This window comes from Thermus thermophilus, assembly GCF_019974155.1.
Taxonomy (GTDB): Bacteria; Deinococcota; Deinococci; order Deinococcales; family Thermaceae; genus Thermus; species Thermus thermophilus_C.
Genome location: NZ_AP025158.1, coordinates 1,770,295 through 1,790,265 on the forward strand (window position 1 = coordinate 1,770,295; position 19,971 = coordinate 1,790,265).

Annotated in this window: 21 protein-coding genes; 12 read left to right on the plus strand and 9 right to left on the minus strand. The window is 71.7% G+C overall.

Annotated features, from left to right (window positions below; translation table 11 throughout):
• Positions 1-25 precede the first annotated feature (25 nt).
• Complete coding sequence (locus TthTMY_RS09535) at positions 26-658, plus strand: metallophosphoesterase (RefSeq protein ID WP_172844639.1); 633 nt, start codon at positions 26-28, stop codon at positions 656-658.
• On the opposite strand, the gene TthTMY_RS09540 is transcribed toward TthTMY_RS09535, so the two are convergent.
• Together TthTMY_RS09540 and TthTMY_RS09545 are read right to left on the minus strand one after the other, a co-directional pair.
• Positions 645-1,094, minus strand: coding sequence for a tRNA (cytidine(34)-2'-O)-methyltransferase (locus TthTMY_RS09540; protein ID WP_096411093.1), 450 nt, complete (start codon positions 1,092-1,094; stop codon positions 645-647). The genes TthTMY_RS09535 and TthTMY_RS09540 overlap by 14 nt on opposite strands.
• A complete protein-coding gene (locus tag TthTMY_RS09545) occupies positions 1,094-2,629 on the minus strand; it encodes an ATP-binding protein (protein ID WP_096411094.1) in 1,536 nt (511 codons plus the stop codon). Before TthTMY_RS09545 ends, TthTMY_RS09540 begins: the two co-directional genes overlap by 1 nt.
• 215 nt (positions 2,630-2,844) lie before the next feature.
• Between TthTMY_RS09545 and TthTMY_RS09550 the strand changes: the two genes are divergently transcribed.
• The 5 genes from TthTMY_RS09550 (at position 2,845) to TthTMY_RS09570 (ending at position 6,413) form a co-directional block, all read left to right on the plus strand.
• Positions 2,845-4,185 carry an ammonium transporter gene (locus tag TthTMY_RS09550; protein WP_096411095.1) on the plus strand — a complete coding sequence of 447 codons (1,341 nt, stop codon included), beginning with the start codon at positions 2,845-2,847 and terminating at the stop codon, positions 4,183-4,185.
• A complete protein-coding gene (locus TthTMY_RS09555) occupies positions 4,182-4,532 on the plus strand; it encodes a P-II family nitrogen regulator (RefSeq protein ID WP_096411096.1) in 351 nt (116 codons plus the stop codon). The genes TthTMY_RS09550 and TthTMY_RS09555 overlap by 4 nt, the downstream gene beginning before the upstream one ends.
• 4 nt (positions 4,533-4,536) lie before the next feature.
• Complete coding sequence (locus tag TthTMY_RS09560; RefSeq protein WP_096411097.1) at positions 4,537-5,439, plus strand: HrcA family transcriptional regulator; 903 nt, start codon at positions 4,537-4,539, stop codon at positions 5,437-5,439.
• The gene (locus TthTMY_RS09565) at positions 5,429-6,100 is read left to right on the plus strand and encodes a molybdenum cofactor biosynthesis protein (RefSeq protein ID WP_096411098.1); all 672 of its coding nucleotides are present in this window, start codon (positions 5,429-5,431) and stop codon (positions 6,098-6,100) included. The genes TthTMY_RS09560 and TthTMY_RS09565 overlap by 11 nt, the downstream gene beginning before the upstream one ends.
• Before the next feature lie 73 nt (positions 6,101-6,173).
• On the plus strand, positions 6,174-6,413 hold the full coding sequence (locus tag TthTMY_RS09570; protein WP_096411099.1) for a hypothetical protein: 240 nt from the start codon (positions 6,174-6,176) through the stop codon (positions 6,411-6,413).
• Here TthTMY_RS09570 and TthTMY_RS09575 read toward each other — a convergent pair.
• From TthTMY_RS09575 to TthTMY_RS09585, 3 genes are all read right to left on the minus strand, one after another.
• Positions 6,400-6,720, minus strand: coding sequence for a DUF3208 domain-containing protein (locus tag TthTMY_RS09575; protein WP_011174296.1), 321 nt, complete (start codon positions 6,718-6,720; stop codon positions 6,400-6,402). The two genes, TthTMY_RS09570 and TthTMY_RS09575, sit on opposite strands and share 14 nt — an antisense overlap.
• 9 nt (positions 6,721-6,729) lie before the next feature.
• Entirely contained in the window at positions 6,730-7,815 is a 1,086-nt protein-coding gene (gene alr, locus TthTMY_RS09580; RefSeq protein ID WP_096411100.1) for an alanine racemase, read from the minus strand.
• A gap of 655 nt (positions 7,816-8,470) precedes the next feature.
• Entirely contained in the window at positions 8,471-10,597 is a 2,127-nt protein-coding gene (locus tag TthTMY_RS09585; RefSeq protein ID WP_172844640.1) for a primosomal protein N', read from the minus strand.
• Positions 10,598-10,614: 17 nt separating this feature from the next.
• Between TthTMY_RS09585 and TthTMY_RS09590 the strand changes: the two genes are divergently transcribed.
• Both TthTMY_RS09590 and TthTMY_RS09595 read left to right on the plus strand, forming a co-directional pair.
• A complete protein-coding gene (locus TthTMY_RS09590; RefSeq protein ID WP_096411102.1) occupies positions 10,615-11,673 on the plus strand; it encodes an MFS transporter in 1,059 nt (352 codons plus the stop codon).
• Between the two features lie 9 nt (positions 11,674-11,682).
• Positions 11,683-12,342, plus strand: a complete 660-nt coding sequence (locus tag TthTMY_RS09595) for an FAD-binding oxidoreductase (RefSeq protein ID WP_223903216.1) — start codon at positions 11,683-11,685, stop codon at positions 12,340-12,342.
• Positions 12,343-12,500: 158 nt separating this feature from the next.
• Here the strand turns inward: TthTMY_RS09595 and TthTMY_RS09600 are convergent, their stop codons facing one another.
• Both TthTMY_RS09600 and TthTMY_RS09605 read right to left on the minus strand, forming a co-directional pair.
• The gene (locus TthTMY_RS09600; RefSeq protein WP_096411103.1) at positions 12,501-13,481 is read right to left on the minus strand and encodes an asparaginase; all 981 of its coding nucleotides are present in this window, start codon (positions 13,479-13,481) and stop codon (positions 12,501-12,503) included.
• On the minus strand, positions 13,478-13,762 hold the full coding sequence (locus TthTMY_RS09605) for a DUF309 domain-containing protein (protein ID WP_096411104.1): 285 nt from the start codon (positions 13,760-13,762) through the stop codon (positions 13,478-13,480). The genes TthTMY_RS09600 and TthTMY_RS09605 overlap by 4 nt, the downstream gene beginning before the upstream one ends.
• Before the next feature lie 30 nt (positions 13,763-13,792).
• Between TthTMY_RS09605 and TthTMY_RS09610 the strand changes: the two genes are divergently transcribed.
• From TthTMY_RS09610 to TthTMY_RS09625, 4 genes are all read left to right on the plus strand, one after another.
• Positions 13,793-14,581: a substrate-binding domain-containing protein gene (locus TthTMY_RS09610; RefSeq protein ID WP_172844641.1), complete on the plus strand. Its 789-nt coding sequence runs from the start codon at positions 13,793-13,795 to the stop codon at positions 14,579-14,581.
• A 2-nt stretch (positions 14,582-14,583) separates the two neighbouring features.
• The gene (locus TthTMY_RS09615; RefSeq protein ID WP_011174286.1) at positions 14,584-15,219 is read left to right on the plus strand and encodes an ABC transporter permease; all 636 of its coding nucleotides are present in this window, start codon (positions 14,584-14,586) and stop codon (positions 15,217-15,219) included.
• Positions 15,216-15,890: an ATP-binding cassette domain-containing protein gene (locus tag TthTMY_RS09620; RefSeq protein ID WP_096411107.1), complete on the plus strand. Its 675-nt coding sequence runs from the start codon at positions 15,216-15,218 to the stop codon at positions 15,888-15,890. Before TthTMY_RS09615 ends, TthTMY_RS09620 begins: the two co-directional genes overlap by 4 nt.
• Positions 15,891-16,012: 122 nt before the next feature.
• Entirely contained in the window at positions 16,013-17,131 is a 1,119-nt protein-coding gene (locus tag TthTMY_RS09625; protein WP_223903217.1) for a VanW family protein, read from the plus strand.
• Here the strand turns inward: TthTMY_RS09625 and TthTMY_RS09630 are convergent.
• Positions 17,073-17,336: a hypothetical protein gene (locus TthTMY_RS09630; protein WP_096411109.1), complete on the minus strand. Its 264-nt coding sequence runs from the start codon at positions 17,334-17,336 to the stop codon at positions 17,073-17,075. The two genes, TthTMY_RS09625 and TthTMY_RS09630, sit on opposite strands and share 59 nt — an antisense overlap.
• Entirely contained in the window at positions 17,336-19,810 is a 2,475-nt protein-coding gene (gene topA, locus TthTMY_RS09635; RefSeq protein ID WP_223903218.1) for a type I DNA topoisomerase, read from the minus strand. The genes TthTMY_RS09630 and topA overlap by 1 nt, the downstream gene beginning before the upstream one ends.
• Positions 19,811-19,971: the final 161 nt, after the last annotated feature.

Below are 19,971 nucleotides of genomic sequence, written 5' to 3' on the forward strand. Positions count from 1 at the left end.
CTTATCCTTACGCCTTTTTGCCAGAATGAAAAGGAGCGTGCGCCTCCTTGTCCTCTCCGACCAGGTTCACCCCCACATCCACTCCCCCCGCTTCCCCGAAAACCTCCCCCCCTTTGACCTGGTCCTGGCGGCGGGGGACCTGCCCGGGGCGTACCTGGAGTACGTGGCCACCAAGGTCCGGGTGCCCGTGCTCTTCGTCCCCGGAAACCACGGGGAGGAGTGGGTTTGGGAAGGGGAGGAAAGGAAGCGGCCCGGGGGCGTGGTGAACCTCCACGGGCGGCTTTTCCGCCACCGAGGGCTCCTCTTCTACGGCATCGGGGGGGTGCCCCGCTACCGGGAAGGGGAGGGCCAGCTCTCTGAAGCCGAGCTCCTCCGCCTCGCCTTAAAGCCCTTTCCCCTGGCCTTCCCCCGGAGGCTCTTCCACGGCCACGGGGTGGACGTCCTCCTGACCCACGCCCCGCCCCCGGGGCCCAGCGCCGGGGAGGACTTCGCCCACCGGGGGGCCCGGGCCTTCCTCCTCTTCCACCGCCTCTTCCGCCCCCGGCTTCACGTCCACGGCCACACCCCCCTCCTCGGGGCGAACCCAAAAAGGCGGCACCGCACCCCCTTGGGCGTGGAGGTGGTCCACGCCCAGGGCTACGCCCTCATCGCCCTCTGAGCTGGCGGTAGGCCTCGTAGGCCGCCACCCCCACGGCCACCGCCAGGTTCAAGGAGCGCACCGGCCCCGGCATGGGGATCTTTAGGGTGGGAAACCGGGCGAGGACCTCCTCGGGAAGCCCCCGGCTCTCGGGGCCGAAGAGGAGGTAGTCCCCCTCCTGGAAGCGGGCCTCGTAGAGGGAGGCCTCCCCCCGGGCGCTGAAGGCGAAGACCCGCGCCCCCGGGGGCAGGGCCTCCAGGAAGGCCGCGAAGGAGTCGTGGAGCCTGAGGTCCACGTGGGGCCAGTAGTCCAGGCCCGCCCGCTTGAGCTTGGGGCTGGAGAGGAGGAAGCCCAAGGGACGGATGAGGTGGAGGGGCCACCCCAAGGCCGCCGCGGTGCGGGCGGCGTTCCCGGCGTTTTGGGGGATCTCCGGCTGGTAGAGGACCAGGTGGAGCATCACCGCCTCCGGTAGCGGGTGGCCGCCCCTCGGCCCACCCTTTCCACCCGGCCTTCCCGGAGAAGGCGGCCGAGGAGCTTCAAGGCCGCCCCCCGGGAAAGCCCCAAGGCCTCCTCCAGCTCCCTGCGGCGCCTGGGTACCTCCAGAAGGGCGAGGGCCCTTTCCGCCAAAAGGTCCCGCCGGGCCAGGTGGTACCGCCCTCCCTCCTTGCGCAGAAGCCCCATCCTCTCCATGCGGGAGAGGACCCGGCGCGCCGCCTCCTCGGGAAGCTGGAGCGCCCGGGCGAGCTCCTCCAAGGAGGCCTCCCCCACCCGCCGGAGGTGGGCCATGGCGATGAGGTGGTCCAGGCTGAAGGCCCCAAGCCGCTCCTGGGCCTCGGCCAGCTCCCGCACGAAGGCCTCGTCCAGCTCGGGGTTGTAGAGGACGAGGGTCAGGGCCTCGGGGAAGAGGCGGTACTCCGGGGGCTCCTTGCCGTACTTGAGGAGGAGGCGGTACATCTTGTCCACGCCGCTTCCCGCCCGCTCCACGTAGCCCAGGCGGTAGAGGGCCTCGGCCAGGCGGGGGTTCCGCCTCTTGGGGGGGTGGCGGAGGACGTTCTCCGGGGTGATGCCGGGGGGGAAACCGCCGGGGTTGGAGACCTCCAGCCGGTCGGGGTAGTGGTGGACCTGGATGGCGTCCGGGCTTTGCCAGTCTCGGTGGACGAGGGCGTTGACCAGGGCCTCCCGGTAGACCTCCTGGTCAAAGTCCCAGACCTCGAGGCGGAAAAGCCCCACGGTGAGGAAACGGACCCGGTTCCGCGCCTGGATGAGCTCCTTCAGGCGCTCCAGGAGGGCGGGGATGGGCCTGAGGAGGTCTTCCCGGAAGCTGTACCCCTCCTCGGCCTCGTGGAAGTAGTAGCTCACCTCCGCCTGGGGGAGAAGCCGCCTCAAGGCGAGGGACGTCCCCGCCAGAAGAAGGCCCGCCACCGTGGGGCGCGCCTCCCCCTCCACCCGCTCCAAAAGCCCCAGGGCAAAGAGGAGTTCCAGGTCGGGGAGGGCGGCCAAGGCGCTTCCCCTTTCCTCCAGGATGCGCCTTAGGCGCAGGACCTCCACCGGGTCCAGGTCGGAAAGGCTCGCCGCGGGCAGCACCTGGGCGGTGAAGTCAGGCTCGGGCAGGCTCTGGCCCACCTTGAGCTCCGAAAGGCGCCTCCCGTCCCAGAAGGGCACCCGCCCCGCCCCCACGGCGATGGCCGCCGAGCTTTGGGGCACGTGGAGGGCGAGCACCCGTCCCCAGGGCCCCTCCACCACCTCCACGTAAGGGAGGAGGAGGCCTTGGGTGAGCTCAAAGAGGGCGTGGGTCACCTGCAGGGGGTGGAGGTCCTGGGCACCCAGGACCTTGCCCTCGGGGCTCACGCCCAGGAAGAGGGTGCCCCCCTTGTGGTTGGCGAGGCCCGCGGCGTAGCGGGCCAGGTCCTCGGGGGAGATGTCCTGGGGCAGGAAGAGGGTGCGCTCGTCCTGCCCCCGGGCCAGACGTTCCTCAAGCTCCTCCCACGTCACGGGGCCCAGTTTACGGGGCGTCCGGGGAGAAGAGGGAGGGGCTCGGCCGTAGGTTTGTTCAATAAATCCGTGACATATGCGCCATTTTTGCGGAACACTTGGCAAGATAAGTCGGCGAGTCCTCTTGTAGCGTTCGGATAGCTATTGCAACTTGTCGCAGAATCTATTGACATTTTGCATCCCATCCTCTACCCTTGGCCCTAAGGGGGTGGAGGATGCGGAAAGGAACCCTCAACGGCATCGCGGCGCTAGGTTTATCGGGACTGGCCCTGGCGGAGGGGGTAAACGGGGCGGACACGGCCTGGATGCTGGTCTCCACGGCCCTGGTCCTCCTCATGACCCCGGCCTTGGCCTTTTTCTACGGGGGGCTGGTGCGGAGCAAGAACGCCTTGAACACCATGATGATGAGCTTTGCCGCCTTGGCCTTCGTGGGCGTGGGCTGGGCGCTTCTCGGGTACACCCTGGCCTTCGGGCAGGGCAGTCCTCTCCTCGGGGGCTTGGAGCACCTCTTCCTCAGGGGGGTGGGCCTCGAGGCCCAGGGCACCATCCCCCACGTCCTTTTCCTGGCCTTCCAGGGGACCTTCGCCATCCTCACCGCCGCCCTGGTCTCGGGCGCCCTGGTGGAGAGGATGCGTTTCCCCGCCTACCTGGCCTTCCTCACCCTCTGGGGGCTTTTCGTCTACGCCCCGATCGCCCACTGGGTCTGGGGCGGGGGGTTCCTGGGAACCCTAGGCGCCTTGGACTTCGCCGGGGGTACGGTGGTCCACATCAACGCCGGCGTCGCCGCCCTGGTGGGCGCCCTGGTCCTCGGCGCGCGGAAGGACTACGGGCGGCAGGCCATCCTGCCCCATAACGTCCCCTTCACCCTCCTGGGGGCGGCCCTCCTCTGGTTCGGCTGGTTCGGCTTCAACGGGGGAAGCGCCCTGGCGGCCAACGCCTCGGCCGCCTTGGCCTTCGCGAACACCATGCTGGCCCCCGCGGCCACCCTCCTGGTCTGGACCCTCCTGGACCTCCTTCGCACCGGCAAGGCCACGGCGGTGGGGGCGGCCACGGCCATCGTGGTGGGCCTGGTGGCCGTGACCCCGGCCGCAGGCTTCGTCTCCCCGCTCTCCGCCCTCCTCCTCGGGGCGCTCGCCGCCTTCCCCAGCTACTACGTCCTCCTCTGGCGGGCGAGGACCCGGCTGGACGACAGCCTGGACGTCTTCGCCGGCCACGGGGTCGGGGGCATCACCGGAGCCCTCCTCACCGGCATCTTTGCCGAGAAAGCCTGGAACGGGGTGGCGGACGGCCTCCTCTTCGGCAACCCCGCCCAGCTCGGGATCCAGGCGGTGGCGGTCCTGGCCGCCGTCGTGTACTCCGCCTTGGGAACCTTCGCCCTCCTCAAGCTGGTGGGCCTTCTCACCCCCCTGCGGGCGGGCCCCAAGGAGGAAGGGGTGGGGCTGGACGTGTCCCAGCACGGCGAGGAGGCCTACACCTCGGGCGAGGGGGCGATCCTCCTCCTCTCGGAGAAAGCCCCCGCGGTCCCGAGCCTCAGGCCCAAGGGAGGTGAGGCATGAAGCTCATCGTGGCCATCGTCCGCCCGGAGAAGCTGAACGATGTCCTGGAGGCCCTTTTCAAGGCGGAGGTCCGCGGGCTCACCTTAAGCCGGGTCCAGGGCCACGGAGGGGAAACGGAGCGGGTGGAGACCTACCGGGGCACCACGGTGAAGATGGAGCTCCACGAGAAGGTGCGCCTGGAGATCGGGGTCTCCGAGCCCTTCGTGCAGCCCACGGTAGAGGCCATCCTGAAGGCGGCCCGCACGGGGGAGGTGGGGGACGGAAAGGTGTTTGTCCTGCCGGTGGAGAAGGTCTACCGCATCCGCACCGGGGAGGAGGACGAGGCCGCAGTGACCCCGGTACAATAGAGGTGTGACGGCCAGGCAGCGGCGGGTTCTCCACCTTTTGGTGGACGAGTACATCCAAACCAAGGCCCCGGTACCCTCGGCGCGGATCGCCGAGGGGCTGGGCCTTTCCCCCGCCCTGGCCCGGTACGAGCTCATCGCCCTCGAGGAGATGGGCTACCTCACCAAGCCCCACGCCTCGGCGGGGAGGGTGCCCACGCGGCAGGGGTTCAGGCAGTACTCCCTCTCCCTCCTCCCCCCGAGGCCCCTGCCGGAGGCCACCCGAAGGCGCCTGGAGCGGGCCTTGGAGGGGGCGAGAGAGCCCGAGGCCTTCCTGGTGAAGGTGGCGGTGGGGCTTTCCGGCTACCCCGCCCTCCTCCGCCTCCGGCCCAGGCGGGCCCCTAGGCTCCTCCAGGTCCACCTCTCCCCCCTCCCCGAGGGCACCCTGGCGGTGCTCGTCCTCGAGGGAGGGCGGGTCAAGGAGGTCCGGCTCCCCCTCGTCCTCCCCCAGGAGGCCCTCCGCCGGGCGGAGGAGGCCCTCACGGGGCCCTTGGAGACCCTGCCCGCGGCCCCCAAAGGCTTGGAGGACCTCTTCGCCCACCTCTCCCGGGCCCTCGCCTCCGGCTTCGCCCTCCGGTACCGGGAAGGCCTCTCCGAGGCCCTGAAGGAGCCCGAGGCCAAGGACCCGGGGTTTCTGGAGCGGCTCGTGGCCCTCTACGAGGAAGGCGGCGAGGACCTCCTCACCCCGCCCGGCAGGGTGGACGTGCGGGTGGGGGAGGTGGAGGGGCTCGCCCTGGTCCAGGCGGGCTTCCAGAAGGGGGAGTGGCTGGGGGAACTCACCCTGATCGGCCCCCTGCGCATGCGCTACGCCGAGGCCCTCTCCGTGGCCTTCAGCCTCTCCCAGGTCTATACTGGGCAGCATGCGGATTGAGGTCCGGCTCTTCGCCCTTTACCGGGAGCAAGCGGGGACGGACCGCCTCGCCCTGGAGCTCCCCGAGGGCGCCCGGGTGCGGGAGGCCCAGAAGGCCTTGGAGGAACGCTTCCCCGGGCTTCGCCTCGAGGGCGGGATGGCGGCGGTGAACCAGGCCCTGGCGGGGGCGGAAACCCCCTTAAAGGAGGGGGACGAGGTGGCCTTTCTTCCCCCGGTCTCCGGCGGACAGGACTCCTACGGCCTGACCCAGGAGCCTCTGGACCTCGAGGCCCTCGTGGCCTGGGCCACGGCCCCGGAGTACGGGGCGGTGGTGAGCTTCCTCGGCACCACCCGAAGCCCCAACCGGGGGGAGGAGGTGGCCTTTTTGGAGTACGAGGCCTACCCGGAGATGGCGGAGAAGGTGATGGCGGAGATCCTCGCCGAGATGCGCGCCCGCTGGCCCCTGGGCCGCATCGCCCTTTGGCACCGCCTGGGCCGGGTGGACCCGGGGGAGGCCTCCATCGCCATCGTCGTCTCGGCCCGCCACCGCAAGGAGGCCTTCGCCGCCTGCCAGTACGCCATAGACCGGGTGAAGCAGATCCTCCCCGTCTGGAAGAAGGAACACCGCAAGGACGGGAGCTTCTGGGTGGAGGGCTTCGCCCCGGAGGACAGGCGGCTATGAGGCCACCCCCTGCGGGCGCGGGCCCGCATAGGGGCCCCGGGGGAAAACCCCATCGCGAACCGGGAAGGAGGGCATGACCTCCTTCGCCTTCGCCGCCTTTCTCCTCCTCCTCGTCCTCTTCGCCCTCCCCCTCCTCCTCGGCTTCCTCTCGGGCCGGGCCTACCGGGCGGGGCGGGGCCGGGTGGCCTTCGGACTTCTCCTCTTCGGGGGGTTCCTGGGCCTCCTGGCGCGGCCCAGGCCCTTGGGCCTCCTCCTCCTCGCCCTGGGCCTCGCCTGGGGATACGCCGCCCCCAGGCGGCCTAGAGGGGCCTGAGGTCCTCCAGAAGAAGCCAGCCCACCCCCGGGGGAAGCCCCTCCAAGACCTCCCCGAGGGCCTTCGCCGCCTCCTCGGCCAGGGGCTTCAGGGCCTCGGGAGGCTCTTCCGTGAGGACCAGGAGGGTGAGCTGGTAGAAGCGCTGGGTGTGGGTGGGGGTGCCGTCCTCAAAGAAGGGGGTGGGGGGCGGCACCTCGTCCCAGAGGAGCCGGGCCCCGGCCACCTCGCCGGGGAGGAGGGCCTTTAGGTCCAGGGCGAGGGCCCGGGGGTGCCAGAGGTAACCCTGGAAGAGGCGGACGGCCTGCACGCCCTAAGCCTACTCCAGGTAGCGGCGGGGAAGCCTCCGGGAAAGGTGGACGGCCACCTCATAAGGGAGGGTGCCCCGGGCCTCGGCCCAGGCGAGGAGGCCCGTGGGGCCAAAGTCGGCCGAGAGCACCTCAAACACGGCCTCGAGGCCCACGGGGCCGGGGAGGAGGACGGTGGTCTGGTCCATGGAAATCCGGCCCGCCACCTCCAGGAGGCGCCCGTCCGGCCCCTTCACGAACCGCACCGCCCCCCAGGGAAGCCCGTCGGCGTACCCCACGGGCAGGGTGGCGAGCCACTCCCCGCCCCGGGCCACATAGACCCCCCCGTAGCCCACCCGATCCCCCGCCTTCAGGCGCTTCACCAGGGTGGGCCGGGCGAGGATCCGGAGGATGGGCCTCAGGCCAAAGCCGGGGACGAGGCCGTAGAGGGCGAGCCCCACCCGCACCCCCGCCGTGGCCCCGTGAAGGAGGAGGCCCAGGGAGTTCTCCAGGTGGTAGAAGTACCCCTCCCCCAAGGCGCGGCGCACCTCCTGGAAGCGGCGCCGCTGCGTCTCCACAAAGGCCGCGTCCTCCCCGGCGGTGGCGAGGTGGGTGTAGACACCCTCCACCCTCACCCCCAAGGCCTCCACCGCCTTAAGGGCCATGGCCGCCTCCTCCCAAGGAAAGCCCACCCGGTTCATGCCGGTGTCCACCTTGAGGTGGGCCCTGGGAAGAAGGCCCAAGGCCCTCGCCCTCTCGGCCAGGGCCCTTGCGGCCTCAAGGGTGGAAAGCGTCGGGGTAAGCCCCCACCTCAAGGCCTCTTCCGCTTCCAGGGGGTGGAGGCTTCCCAGGAGGAGCACCTCCCCCTCCACCCCCCCTTCCCGGAGGGCCCGCCCCTCGGCCAGGGTGGCCACGGCCACCCGCCTCACCCCCCGTTGAAAGAGGAAGCGGGCGAGGGGAAGGGCCCCGTGGCCGTAGGCGTCCGCCTTGAGCACGGGGATCACCTCCCCCCTGGCCCTATTTCGGATAAAGTCTAGGTTGGTTTCGAGGGCGGAGAGATCCACCTCTATCCAGGCCCGCTCTTCCATCTCAACGGGCTCTATAGGGCCAGCAGGCATAGGTCTCCAAATCGCGCGGGGCGCTCTTCATGCGGAGGGCACGGGCCTCCTTCTCCCTTAGGGGACGTACCCGAAGCCACCCTGCGGGGGTCCGAGCCTGGGGCTCGGGGAGCAGTTCGCCCTGGGTAACCCCAGGCCCTATCTCCACGGCGAAAGGAGGGGTAGCCTGCTCTTCCAGCCAACGGGCCACCCGCCCGCTCTCCACCTCCACCCCAAGGGGTAGCCGCAAGGGGTAAGGGTAGAAAAGGCCGCACTGCACATACCACCCGTCCTCCCAGCGGACCCAAAGGGCGTAAGGCTCTCCAGGAAATCCCCAAGAAGGCAACCGTACCCAGTAGGTTCCCCAGTCCAAAGCTTTCAAGGGAAAAACCTCGCCTTGGAAGCGATAAACCTCGGGCCTGCCTGCCCCTGTGGAGAAAATCCATAGGTACGTGGCCTCCCCTATCCCTACCCAAAGCTCCGCCGTGGAGTAAAGAGAAGCCCGCTCTTCCGGGCGCAAGCAAGGGCCCTGGGGGCTAAGCCGTTCCTGCCCGGGAGGACAGGGCTTGGGAACCCTAGGGGAAGAGGGCGTCTGAGAAGCGGGCACGCACCCGGCCAGCGCCAAGATTAAAAGAAGAAGCCCCAGCCTCCACGTCATGTTTTTACTTTACCTGGCCTAGTCCTCCAAAAGCCCCACGAAGTGGAAGGGGTCGGGGTCCAGCCTGAACTGCCGCCGGTCCAGGAGGGCGAGGAGGCGGGCGAGCCGCTCCGTGCTCCCCCGGAGGAGGAGGTGGAAGACGTAATGTCCCTTCACCCGGGGTACGGGGGCGGGGGCGGGGCCCAGGACCTCCCCCTCCTCCGCCTCGGCCCGCAAGGCCTCCAGGAGGGCGAAGGCCTTTTCCCGGGCCCGCTCCTCCTTCCGGTGGCGCACCTCCAGCTTCACCATGCGCACCCGCGGCGGGTAGTTGAGGGCCTCCCGCAGGGCCTTCTCCTGCCACAGGTAGGCCTCCACCTCCCCCGCCTCGAGGGCCCGGTGCACGGGGTGCTCGGGGGAGAAGGTCTGGAGGACGAGGAGGGGCCTCCGCCCGGGCCTGAGCTCCGTGAGAGCCCAGAGAAGGCGGTGGTACCGCTCCGCCGCCCGGAAGTCCGACTCCAGGAGGAAGCCGTCCGCCAAAGGGAGGAGGACGAGGGCAAGCTCCGGAAGCCTCGGCCCCCGGAGGAGGGCCGTGGTCCCCACCACCACCCCCGGCCGGCCCTGAAGGAGGGGGGTGAGGTCGTCCTTTCCGTCCCCGGCGTAGCGGTAGACGGGAAGGGAGAGCCTCTCCGCAAGGGCCTCCCGGATCCAGTCCACCCCGGGCCCCTTGGGGGCGAGGAGGGGGGAGCCGCACCGGGGGCAGAGGAGGGGCGGGTCCTCGCGGTGGCCGCACTGGTGGCAGACCAGCGCCCCCTTCCCCTCCCGGTGGTACCGCAGAGGCAAGGCGCAGTCGGGACACATGGGCCGGAAGCCGCAGTCCTGGCAGAGGAGGAGGGCGCTGTACCCCTTGCGGGCGGAAAGGACCACGGCCTGCCGCCCCCGCTCCTCCACCTGGCGGAGGAGGGCGAAAGCCCGCCCCGTAATGGGAAAGCCCCGCTCCCGCCGGAGGTCCAAGAGGAGAAGGCGGGGCTTGGGCACGGGCAGGGCCAAACCCTTTCGCTCCAAGACCTCCACCGCGGGCACCAGGGAGAGGTAGGTGAGGGGCACCCCGAGGAGCCGGGCCCTAAGCTCCGCAAGCGGGGGAACGAAGGCCCGGCTCCCCGAGGGAAGCTTGTAGCTCTCGCTCCCCTCCTCCACCACCACCAAAGAGCGGGGGGTGAAGGGGAGGAGGAGCCCGCCGTAGGTGGCGAAGACCACGCCGCGCGGCCTCCGGAAAAACCGCTCCCGGACCGGGCCGGAAAGCCCCCCGTGGTAGGGCGTGGCCTCGGGGAAGTGGGCGAGAAACCGCTCCAAGAGGCTCACCTCGGGGAACAGGACCAGGTGGTCCCCCTCCCCCAAAAGCCCCTTAAGCACCCGCACGCGTTCCAGAAACCGCCCGCCGTTGACCCGCTCGGGCCTCTCGGGGAGGTGGAGGGGCGCCACGTCCACCCCGTCCGCCGGGGGCGGGGCGGCCTCCTCCGGGGACGCGGTGCCGATGTACCCCTCCTGGACGAGGCGACGCACCCGGCCCACCCCCACCCCCGCCGCCCGGGCCAGGGCCGCCTGGCTTTCGGCAAAGCCCAGCTCCCGCAGAACCTGAAGGACGCGGTCCAGCTGGGGATCGGGGTGGGCGGGCTTCAGGGGCACCAGCACCCCCCGCGCCTCCCGGAAGGCGAGCTCCTCCTCCAGCATCCCCGCCTCCCGCAGGAGGTCCAAAAGCTTAGGGTCAAAGCCCCGGGCCTCCCGCCAGTCCACCAGGGCCCCAAGCCCCGGGGGCAGGACCTTCGGGTCCGCCCCCGGGTAGAGGCGGACCCGGTGGCGCAAGGGGGGAAAGGGGGGGAGGAAGTCCGCCAGGACCTGGCCCAGGGGGGCGAAGAGGTAGCGGGCCGCCTCCTCCAAAAAGAGGATCTCCTCCGGGCGCAGGTAGGGGGCGGGGTCCAGGTAGGCGATGGCGTGGCGGAGGCTCAGGGAGGGCCGCCCCCCCTCCCCCACCACCACCCCCACCTGGACCTCCCCCCGAAAAGGGACGGCCACCCGCCGCCCCAAGGCCTCCTCTCCCTCCTGCCCCAAGGGAGGGAAGTAGCTCATGGGCGGAAGCGGCAGGGGAAGGGCCACCTGGAGCACCCGCACAGGCCTAGCATAAGGGGGTGCGGCTCGCCGTGCTCTTCTCGGGCGTGGCCCTCTACAGCGCCCTCTACGCGGTGGTCCCCCTCCTCCCCCTCCTGGAAAGGCTCTTCGGGGCCCCCCCAGGGGCCGCGGGGCCGGGGATGGGGCTTCCCCTCCTCCTCCTCGTCCTCCTCTCCCCCCTGACCCCAAGGCTCCCCCTCCCTCCCGGGGTCCTCCTGGGCGGGGGCCTCCTTTTGGTGGGGACGGGCGGGGTCCTGGGGGCCTTGAGCCCGAGCCTCTTCCTCTGGACCCTGGCCCGGCTCCTCCAGGGGGCGGGGGCGGCCCTCGTCCCCGCCCTGGCCATCGCCCTTCTCCCCCTCCTCTACCCCAGGCGGGCCTGGGAGGTGGCGGGCCTCTACATGGCGGGCAACGTCCTTGGGGGCGGCCTCGGCCGGGTCCTCGCCGGGGTGCTGGCCGAGGGCCTGGGGGTGCGGGAGGCCCTCCTTCTCCTCTCCCTCCCCGCCCTGGCCCTGGGCCTCCTCCTCCTCGGCCTGCCCCGGGGAAAGACGCCCCCCTTAGGGCCCGCCCGCTACGACCTCCGGGCCATTCCCCTGTACGCGGTGGGCGCCGTCCTCCTCTTCCTCAACCTCTTCCTGGCGAACCTCCTCCCCTACCGGCTTTTAGACCTGGGCTACCGCCCGGCAGAGGTGGGGCTCGTGTACCTGGCCTACCTCTTTGGCCTCCCGGGGAGCGCCCTCTCGGGCTTCCTCGCCGCAAGGCTCGGCCCCCGGCGCACCTTCCGCCTGGCCTTCCTCGGCGTCCTCGTGGCCCTAGGCCTCCTCCTCCTTCCCCCGCCCTTCCTGGTGGGGGGCTTCGTCCTCCTCATGGCTTTCCTCTTCACGGCCCAAAGCCTGGCCTCGGGAGCCGCGGGGCAGAGGGGGCCGGGGGTGAGCGGGACCTACGTGGCGGGCTTCTACCTGGGGGGCACCCTGGCGGGCCTCGCCTACCCCCTCTTCCTCCACAGCTTCCCCCTGGCGGTGGGGCTTGGGGCCGCCCTCGCCCTCCTCGCCCTCCTCCTTGCCCCCGTGGAGGCGAAGTAGCATGACCCCATGGAGGTCCACGCCGCCGACCAGTACCTGGTGGCGCCGGGGGAGGCGGGCCTTTTGGAGGTCCACGCCCGCCTTGCCGGAACGGGGCTTTTCCCCCCCTTTCCCCCCGTGGAGCTCCCGGGCGGGGTCGGGGGGCTCGTGGCCCGGGGCGGCTTCGCCCAGACCTTCTTCTTCCCCGCAGAGGTCCTGGGCCTCACCTTCCGCACCCCCAAGGGGCGCCGCGTCCGGGCGGGGGGGGTGGTGGTGAAGAACGTCCAGGGCTACGACCTGGTCCGGCTTTTCGTGGGGAGCTTCGGCCTTCTGGGCCAGGCGGAGGAGGTGGTGCTGCGCCTGCGCCCTGGGCGGGCCCAGGCCTTCCTGCGGCGGCCCTTTTCCGGGAGCTTCCCCCGCCTCTTTCCCACCCCCCGGTTCCTCTTCGCCCTCGAGGACGAGGAAGGCCCGTGGCTCTACGCCTACCACTTCGGCCACCCCAAGGAGGTGGAGAGGTTCCGGGAGGCCTTCGGGGGGGAGGAGGCCCGGCCTTTGGACCTGAGGCCCCGCTTCCCCCGCGGCCTGGGCCTGGGGGAGGGGCCCCTTCGGGACCTGCGCTTCCGCTACCAGGACGGCGGCGCCCCCCCTCCCCCGCCCCCGGCCTTCCTGCGCCTCGCCCGGGTGCTGTAGCCGGGTGGATTTTCCGGGGGGCCCAAGGGGAAGCTTCAGGGAAAAGATCGCCGAGAACCCCCGGGAGATCCGGGACGCCCTGCGGAAGAGAAAGGCCTGACCCTACCCCCCGTACCCCACCGCGGCGAAGGCCGAAGTGGGGGCCCCCATGCCGACCTTCAGACCCAGACCAGGGCAAGCCGGGCCTCCAGGTGGCCCACCTCGAGGCCCCGGTGGTTGCGCACGGGGGGGCGGTCCCAAGGGGTCTTTCCCGGATCCAGGCCCAAGGCCCGGAGGAGGGCCACCACCGCCACCTCCCGGGCCAGGGTGGCCCCGTCCTCCACCTTCAAGGCCACGCCCAAAGGCCCCCGGGGGCCCTCCAGAAGGGCGAGGCCGTAGTACCCGTCCGCGCCCCGTTTGGCCACCACGGGGAGCCGCTCCATGAGGAGGGTGTCCACGCTCCCCGGCCCCGCCACCAGGTCAGGGTGGCGGCGCATGGCCTCCCGCACCCGGAGGAGGGGCGTCCGGTAAGCCTCGGGCGCGCGGCCGGGGTCCGCCAGGAGGAAGAAGGCCCGGGCGGCCCGGGCCAGGGGGAGGGCGAAGGTGGGGACGCTGCACCCGTCGGTGGCGAGCCCGGGCCGGGCCCCGGAGAGGGCCTCCAGGGTGGCCAGGTTGAGGCGCTGGACGGGGTGGTCCGGCAGGTGGTACCCCTCCGTGGGCGCCCCCAGGGCCAGGGCCGCGGCCAGCATCCCGGCGTGCTTCCCCGAGCAGTTGTGGTGCAGGGGGGTGGGGGCAAGGCCCTGGGCCTCGAGGGCCGCCCGCGCCTCCCGGGAGAAGGGGGGGTGGACCCCGCAGACCAGGTGCTCCGGCCCAAGCCCGAGCTTCCCCAGGAAGCGGGCCGCCACCTCCACGTGCCGGGGCGTCCCGTCGTGGCTCGCCGTGGCCAAGGCCACCTCCTCCTCCGTGAGGCCAAAGCGCTCCACCGCCCCCGTGAGGTAAAGGGCCAAGGCCTGGAAGGGCTTGGCGGAGGAGCGCAGGTAGGCCATCCGCCCGGGGTCGCCCCCGTAGGCCACAAGCCCCTCCGGGCCCCAGAGGGCCAGGGAAACGCGGTGCCGGTTTTCCACCAAGGAGCCGCGGTAAACGAGGACCTCGGCGCTCACGCCCCGAGTCTACGCCGGGCCTCCCGCAAAAGCGAGCGCCAGTCCAGGCCCATGAGGGGGCAGGGAAGCCCTTCCAGCCGGGCCTCCGCCTTCCTCAGGTTGCGCAGGCCCGGCCGGCCCAAGCGCCTCTGGTGGAGGGCCGCCGCCAAAAGGATCACCCCCTGGAGGAGGCGGCGCTCCACCCCCCTTGCCTTAAGCCAGTAGGGCTCCAGGACCTCGTGCACCTCGTAATACCGCCCCGCCCGCCACAGGCTAAGGACCTCCTCCCAGTCGGGCACCACGCCCCCAGGTTACCGGGCTATACTCTTCCCATGCGCCTCCTCGCCCTCCTCGTCCTCCTGGGGCCGGCCTTGGCCCTGCGGCTCGCCACCACCACCAGCGTCTACGACTCGGGGCTTCTGGACCGGCTCCTAGGGGCCTTCCTCCGGGAAACGGGGATCCGGGTCCAGGTGCTGGCGGTGGGCACGGGCCAGGCCCTGAGGCTTGCGGAGCGGAAGGACGTGGACGCCGTCTTGGTCCACGCCCCCTCCCTGGAGCGGGAGGCCCTGGCCCGGGGGAGCACCGCCGAGCCCTTCTGCCTGGCCCAAAACGCCTTCCTCCTCGCGGGGCCCGAGGCGGACCCGGCCCGGGTGCGGGAGGCGGGGAGCGTCCTGGAGGCCCTGCGGCGCATCGCGGCCCAAAAGGCCCCCTTCGTCTCCCGCGGGGACCGCTCGGGCACCCACCTCAAGGAGCGGGAGCTCTGGGAAAAGGCGGGCTTGAAGCCCCAGGGCCCCTGGTACCTGGAAAGCGGCGCGGGCATGGGCCAGACCCTGGTCCTGGCGGCGGAGAAGGGGGCCTACACCCTCACCGACCTCGCCACCTTCCTCAACGTGGGGAAGAGGCGGGGCCTGAAGCCCCTCTACGCCCGGGAGGACCCCCTCCTCCTCAACCAGTACGCCTTCCACCTGGTCCCGGGAAGCCCCGGGAAAAGCGAGGCCCAAAGGCTTAGGGCCTTCCTCGCCTCGGAGGAGGCCGCCCGGATCGTGGCGGGCCTCCGGGTGGAGGGCACCCCCCTCTTCACCCCTCTTCGGGGCCGGTGCCTCTTCCCCTTGCGCCCCTAGCCATGCCCCCCGCCGAGGTCCTGGAGATCGCCCTGAGAAGCCTCGCCGTGGCCGGGGGGGCGACCCTCCTCGCCGCCCTCTTCGGGGTGCCCCTCGGCCTCTGGCTCGCCCTAAGGGGGGGCGGAGGGGTCTGGGGTAGGGTCCTCCTCTACTCCGGGCTCGCCCTGCCCTCGGTGGTGGTGGGCCTCCTCTTCTACCTCCTCCTCTCCCGCTCCGGGCCTCTCGGCTTCCTCAACCTCCTCTACACCCCTTGGGCCATGGTGCTGGCGGAGGCGACCCTGGCCTTCCCCCTGATCGCCGCCTTCGTCCTCTCGGGGGCCCGGGGCCGGGTGGAGGAGGTCCGCCTTCTGGTGCGGAGCCTAGGGGGGAAGGAGCGCCACGTCCTCCCCACCCTCCTCGCGGAAAGCCGCCGCACCCTGGCGGCCGCCTTAGCCGCGGGCTTCGGCGGGGCCATCAGCGAGGTGGGGGCGGCCACCCTGGTGGGGGGGGACATCCGCCACCACACCCGCGTCCTCACCACCGCCATCGTGGTGGAGACCCGCATGGGGGAGCTGCACGCGGCCCTGGCCCTGGGGGCGGTCCTCCTCGGCATCGCCCTCTTGGTCACCGCCTTCCTGGTTATCCTGGAGCGGGAGTGATCCTCCAGGCGGAGGACCTGACCCTGGCCTTCCCCGGCTTCCGGCTCCGGGTGCCGCGCCTCGCCCTGGCTCCGGGGGAGGTGCTCGTGGTCCTCGGCCCCTCGGGGAGCGGCAAGACCACCCTCCTCCGCCTCCTCGCGGGCCTTCTCCCCCCGGAGGGGGGGCGCGTGACGGGGGGGCTTAGGGTCTACCTGCCCCAGACCCCGCCCCTCCTCCACCGGAGCGTCCTGGATAACGCCGCCTTCGGCCTCCTCCTCCACGGCGTCCCCCGGGAGGAGGCGCGCAGGCGGGCCCAAGCCCGGCTCAAGGAGGTGGGCCTCGAGGCCCTCGCCCACCGGCCGGCCCGCCGCCTCTCCGCCGGGGAGGCGGCCCGCCTCGCCCTGGCCCGGGCCCTGGCGGTGGAGCCCGAGGTCCTCCTCCTGGACGAGCCCACCGCCAACCTGGACCCGGCAAACGCCCTCCGGGTGGAGGCCCTCCTGCGCCGGGCCGCGGAGGAGGGCCGGGGCGTGGTCCTCGCCACCCACAACCTCTTCCAGGCCCGGCGCCTGGGCCACCGCCTCCTCTTCCTGCACCGGGGAGAGGCGGTGGAGGAAGGCCCCGTGGCCGAGGTCTTCGCCGCCCCCAAGGACCCGAGAACCCAGGCCTTCCTCCGGGGGGAGATGGTCTTCTGATCCCGGCCCCTGCTGGCCCAAGCCAACGTGGGGCCCCAGCAAAAGGTTCGGCTTGGGGGCCAAGGCAAACGGGAAGCGAGGGGAGGACCCGCCTTCGGCTCGGGCGCGAAGCATAATGGGGTATGCGCCCCTTTGTTCTCCTCTTCCTTCTCGGCCTCGCCCTGGGGCAGAGCGCGCCCCTGGAAGCGGTCCTCGTCCTGCGGGAGAACGTCCTCGAGGAGGGGCGGCTCGTGGCCTACACCGGCACCCAGCGCTACCCCGTGGCCTCGGAGGCGGAGCTCCTCCGCCTCCTGGACCGGCTCGCCCGGCCGCCCCGCCCCCCCCGGTTCATCTATCAGGACGGGCGGTGGCGGGGGGTGGAGAAGAAGGGCCTCGCCTTTGACCGGGAAGAGGCCTTAAAGGCCTTCCGCGAGGCCAGAGCGCAGGGAAGAAAGCGCTTCCTCCTCCCGGTGCGCTACACGCCCCCTTCCCCGAGCCTCGAGGACCTCTACGCCCTCGGGGTGCGGGAGCACCTGGCCACGGCGGAGACGGGCTTTTGGGGCTCGAGCCCCGAGCGGGTGCACAACATCCGCCTGGCGGCGAGCCGCTTGGACGGCCTCCTCGTCCCCCCGGGCCCCTTCTCCTTCAACCGGGCCCTGGGGCCCATCGCCCTCGAGACCGGGTTCAAGGAGGCCTACGTCATCGTGGGGGACCGGACGGAAACCGGCGTGGGGGGCGGGGTGTGCCAGGTCTCCACCACCCTCTTCCGGGCCTTCTTCTTCGCCGGCCTTCCCATCCTGGAACGCCACGCCCACAGCTACCAGGTGGCCTACTACAAACCCCCTGGGCTGGACGCCGCCGTGATCCAGCCCTACAAGGACCTCAAGGTCCTGAACGACACCCCCGGGGCCCTCTGGATCCAGGCCTCGGTGCAGGAAGGCCGCCTCCGCTTCCACCTCTTCGGCACCAAGGACCGGGCGGTGGCCTGGGAGGGCCCCTTCATCACGGACCGCAAGCCCCCCCTCCCCCCTCGGGAGATCCCCGACCCCACCCTTCCCCCGGGGGCGCGCAAGCAGGTGGACTTCGCCGCCGAAGGGGCCAAGGTGGTGGTCCGCCGCCGCGTGCGCTACGGGGACGGGCGCGTCCGGGAGGACCAGGTGGTGAGCGTCTACCGCCCCTGGGGGGCGGTCTACCTGGTGGGGCCTAGCCCAGCTCCAGAAGCACCGCCCGCTCCACCGGAAGAAGCCGGTGCGGCTCCGTGACCCGGGCCGCCTCCCCCCGGCGCAGGTGCAGGTACCGGCCCTCGGGCAGGTCCACCACGAGCTCCCCCTCCAGGAGGAGGTAAAAGACCGGCCCCGGCCGCTCCACCCACTCCCTCAAGGTGTAGGCCCTAAGCCCCGGCACCCCCGGGACCTCCACCTGGCCCTCCCGGGCGAGGCGCAGGAGGTGGAGCTTGAAGCTCGCCATCACACCCGGGCCGGCTCCTTCCGGGCCTTGCCCTTGCGCATGCGGAGCTTGAAGAGGGCTCGCCGGGCAAGCCGCGCCGCCTCCTCGGCCAGGGCCTCCCCCCGGGCGAGGGCCTCCACCGCCCGGCGCTCCTCGGGGGAAAGCCCGGGGAGGAAGGGGACGAGCTCCTCCCAGTCCTTAGGGGGGGCGAGGGGGGGCTTGCCCCTCCCCCGGGACCGCCCCTTCTTGGCCTCCTTGGGGGCGGGAAGGAGGCTCGGCTCGTGCTCCGGGCAGGCGGGGTTGAGGCAGAGCGCCTTCTCCCCCTTCTTCGCCAAAGGCCAGCCGCAGGCGGGGCAGGCCTCCTCCAGGAGGGGGTAGAAGGAAAGGAAGTCGCAAGCGTTGTTCTCGCACTTGTAGTAGGGCTTGCCCTTCCGGCTCCGCTTTTCCAGGACCCGGCCCCCGCACTTGGGGCAGGCGTGGTCCGTGGGGGTCCCGTCGTCCCGGGTGTAGTCGCACTCGGGGTAGCCGGAGCAGGCGATGAAGGTGCCGTAGCGGCCCTCCTTCCTGAGGAGGGGGCGGCCGCACTTGGGGCAGGCCTCCCCGATGGGCTCCGCCTCCCGCCTTTCCAGGGGCTCGGTGTAGGTGCACTCCGGGTAGCCCGTGCACCCCAGGAACTGGCCGTAGCGGCTCACCTTGAGCTCCAAGGGCCTGCCGCACCGGGGGCAGGTCTTCTTGGGCACCTGGGCGAGCTCCCCCAAAAAGGGCTCGTAGAACTCCCAGACCACCTTGGGCCAGGGGACGCGCCCCTCCTCCACCTCGTCCAGCCGCTCCTCCATCCGGGCGGTGAACTCGTAGGCCACCACCTGGGGGAACCTTTCCCGCAGGTAGGCGGTGACCTGGCGGCCCAGGGGGGTGGGGAAAAGGGTCCGCCCCTTGCGGGCCACGTACCCCCGCTTTTCCAGGGTCTCGAGGGTGGGGGCGTAGGTGGAGGGGCGGCCGATCCCCAGCTCCTCCATGGTCTTCACCAGGCTGGCGTCGGTGTAGCGGGGCGGGGGCTCGGTGAAGCGCCGCTCCTCCAGGACCTCTTCAAGCCGGGCGGGAACCCCCTCGGGCACCGCGGGGACGGGGGGCTCCTCCTCCTCCTCGGCGTCCCGCCCCCAGGCCCGGAGGTACCCCTCAAAGCGCAACACCGAGCCCGAGGCGCGGAAGGCGTAGCGGCCCTCGAGGTCGGCCAGGGCGACCGCCGTCTGCTCGTAGAGGGCGTCCCGCATCTGGCTCGCCAGGAAGCGGCGCCAGATGAGCTCGTAGAGGCGGTACTCCTCCTCGGAAAGGTAGGGGCGGACGCTTTCCGGGGTCCTTTTGGGGTCGGTGGGGCGGATGGCCTCGTGGGCGTCCTGGACCCCTTCCCTGCGGTTCTTGTAGACCCGTGGGGCCTCGGGCAGGTACTCCGGGCCGAAGGCCTTCCCGATCACCTCCCGGGCCGCCGCCACCGCCTCGGGGGCCACCCGCACCGAGTCCGTGCGCATGTAGGTGATGAGGCCCACGGTCCCCTCCGGCAGGTCCACCCCCTCGTAGAGGCGCTGGGCGATGCGCATGGTGCGGGCGGCGGTGTAGCCCAAGCGGCTCGAGGCGGCCTGCTGGAGGGTGGAGGTGGTGAAGGGGGGCGGGGGGGCCTTGCGCCGCTCCCGCACCTCCACCCGGGCCACCCGGTAGCTCCCCTTCCGCAGGGCCTCGGCCAGGGCATGGGCCTCGGCCTCCGAGGCGAGGTGGAGCCGGCCCTCCTTCTCCCCTTGCCCCGTCCAAAGGCGCCTCCCCTCCACCTCGTGGAGCGTGGCCACCAGGGGAGCCTCCCCGCCCTCCACGGCGAAGACGCCCCGGAGGACCCAGTACTCCTCGGGCCGGAAGGCCTCAATGGCCTCCTCCCGCTCCACCACGAGCCTCAGGGCCACGCTCTGCACCCGGCCGGCCGAGAGGGCCCGCTTGCGGAACTCCAGGGAGAGGAGGGGGGAGAGGTTGTACCCGAGGAGGCGGTCCAGGACGCGCCGGGCCTGCTGGGCGTCCACCAGGTTCTGGTCAATGGGCCGCGGGGCCTCCACCGCCTGGCGGACCACCCTGGGGGTGATCTCGTGGAACTCCACCCGGATGGGCTCCTTGGGGTCCCGCCCCAGGAGGCGGGCCACGTGCCAGCCGATGGCCTCCCCCTCCCGGTCGGGGTCGGTGGCGATGAGCAGGCGCTTGCCCTTCGCCGCCCGCTTCAGCTCCTCCACCACGGGCTTCTTGTCCTTCTTCACCTCGTAGGTGGGGGCGAAGTCCCGCTCCACGTCCACCCCCAGGCTCCGCTCGGGGAGGTCCACCACGTGCCCCAGGCTCGCCCGGACCTCGTAGCCCGGCCCCAGCATCTTTTGGATGCTCCGGGCCTTGGCCGGGGACTCCACCACCACCAGGGTCTCCGCGCCGGTGGGCTGGCTCGCGCGGCGCTTGGCGCTCTTGGGCATCGCCCCCTATTTAGGGGCCTCCTCCCGCGGCTTGTCAACCCCACGGGCCCTCGTTGTGGTAGTCTGGAGGCCACGGGCAACTCCCAGGCCAAAGTGTGGACCCCGACACTTGCGCCTGAACCCAACCCGTAGTACCCTCCTGGATGGGTGCCCCAAGATAT

Bases quoted from the DNA above. Each gene is read 5' to 3' on its own strand.
- TthTMY_RS09535 (WP_172844639.1), top strand. From the start codon at position 26: ATGAAAAGGAGCGTGCGCCTCCTTGTCCTCTCCGACCAGGTTCACCCC.
- TthTMY_RS09540 (WP_096411093.1), bottom strand. From the start codon at position 1,094: ATGCTCCACCTGGTCCTCTACCAGCCGGAGATCCCCCAAAACGCCGGG.
- TthTMY_RS09550 (WP_096411095.1), top strand. From the start codon at position 2,845: ATGCGGAAAGGAACCCTCAACGGCATCGCGGCGCTAGGTTTATCGGGA.
- TthTMY_RS09555 (WP_096411096.1), top strand. From the start codon at position 4,182: ATGAAGCTCATCGTGGCCATCGTCCGCCCGGAGAAGCTGAACGATGTC.
- TthTMY_RS09565 (WP_096411098.1), top strand. From the start codon at position 5,429: ATGCGGATTGAGGTCCGGCTCTTCGCCCTTTACCGGGAGCAAGCGGGG.
- TthTMY_RS09570 (WP_096411099.1), top strand. From the start codon at position 6,174: ATGACCTCCTTCGCCTTCGCCGCCTTTCTCCTCCTCCTCGTCCTCTTC.
- alr (WP_096411100.1), bottom strand. From the start codon at position 7,815: ATGCCTGCTGGCCCTATAGAGCCCGTTGAGATGGAAGAGCGGGCCTGG.
- TthTMY_RS09595 (WP_223903216.1), top strand. From the start codon at position 11,683: ATGGAGGTCCACGCCGCCGACCAGTACCTGGTGGCGCCGGGGGAGGCG.
- TthTMY_RS09610 (WP_172844641.1), top strand. From the start codon at position 13,793: ATGCGCCTCCTCGCCCTCCTCGTCCTCCTGGGGCCGGCCTTGGCCCTG.
- TthTMY_RS09615 (WP_011174286.1), top strand. From the start codon at position 14,584: ATGCCCCCCGCCGAGGTCCTGGAGATCGCCCTGAGAAGCCTCGCCGTG.
- TthTMY_RS09625 (WP_223903217.1), top strand. From the start codon at position 16,013: ATGCGCCCCTTTGTTCTCCTCTTCCTTCTCGGCCTCGCCCTGGGGCAG.
- TthTMY_RS09630 (WP_096411109.1), bottom strand. From the start codon at position 17,336: ATGGCGAGCTTCAAGCTCCACCTCCTGCGCCTCGCCCGGGAGGGCCAG.
- topA (WP_223903218.1), bottom strand. From the start codon at position 19,810: ATGCCCAAGAGCGCCAAGCGCCGCGCGAGCCAGCCCACCGGCGCGGAG.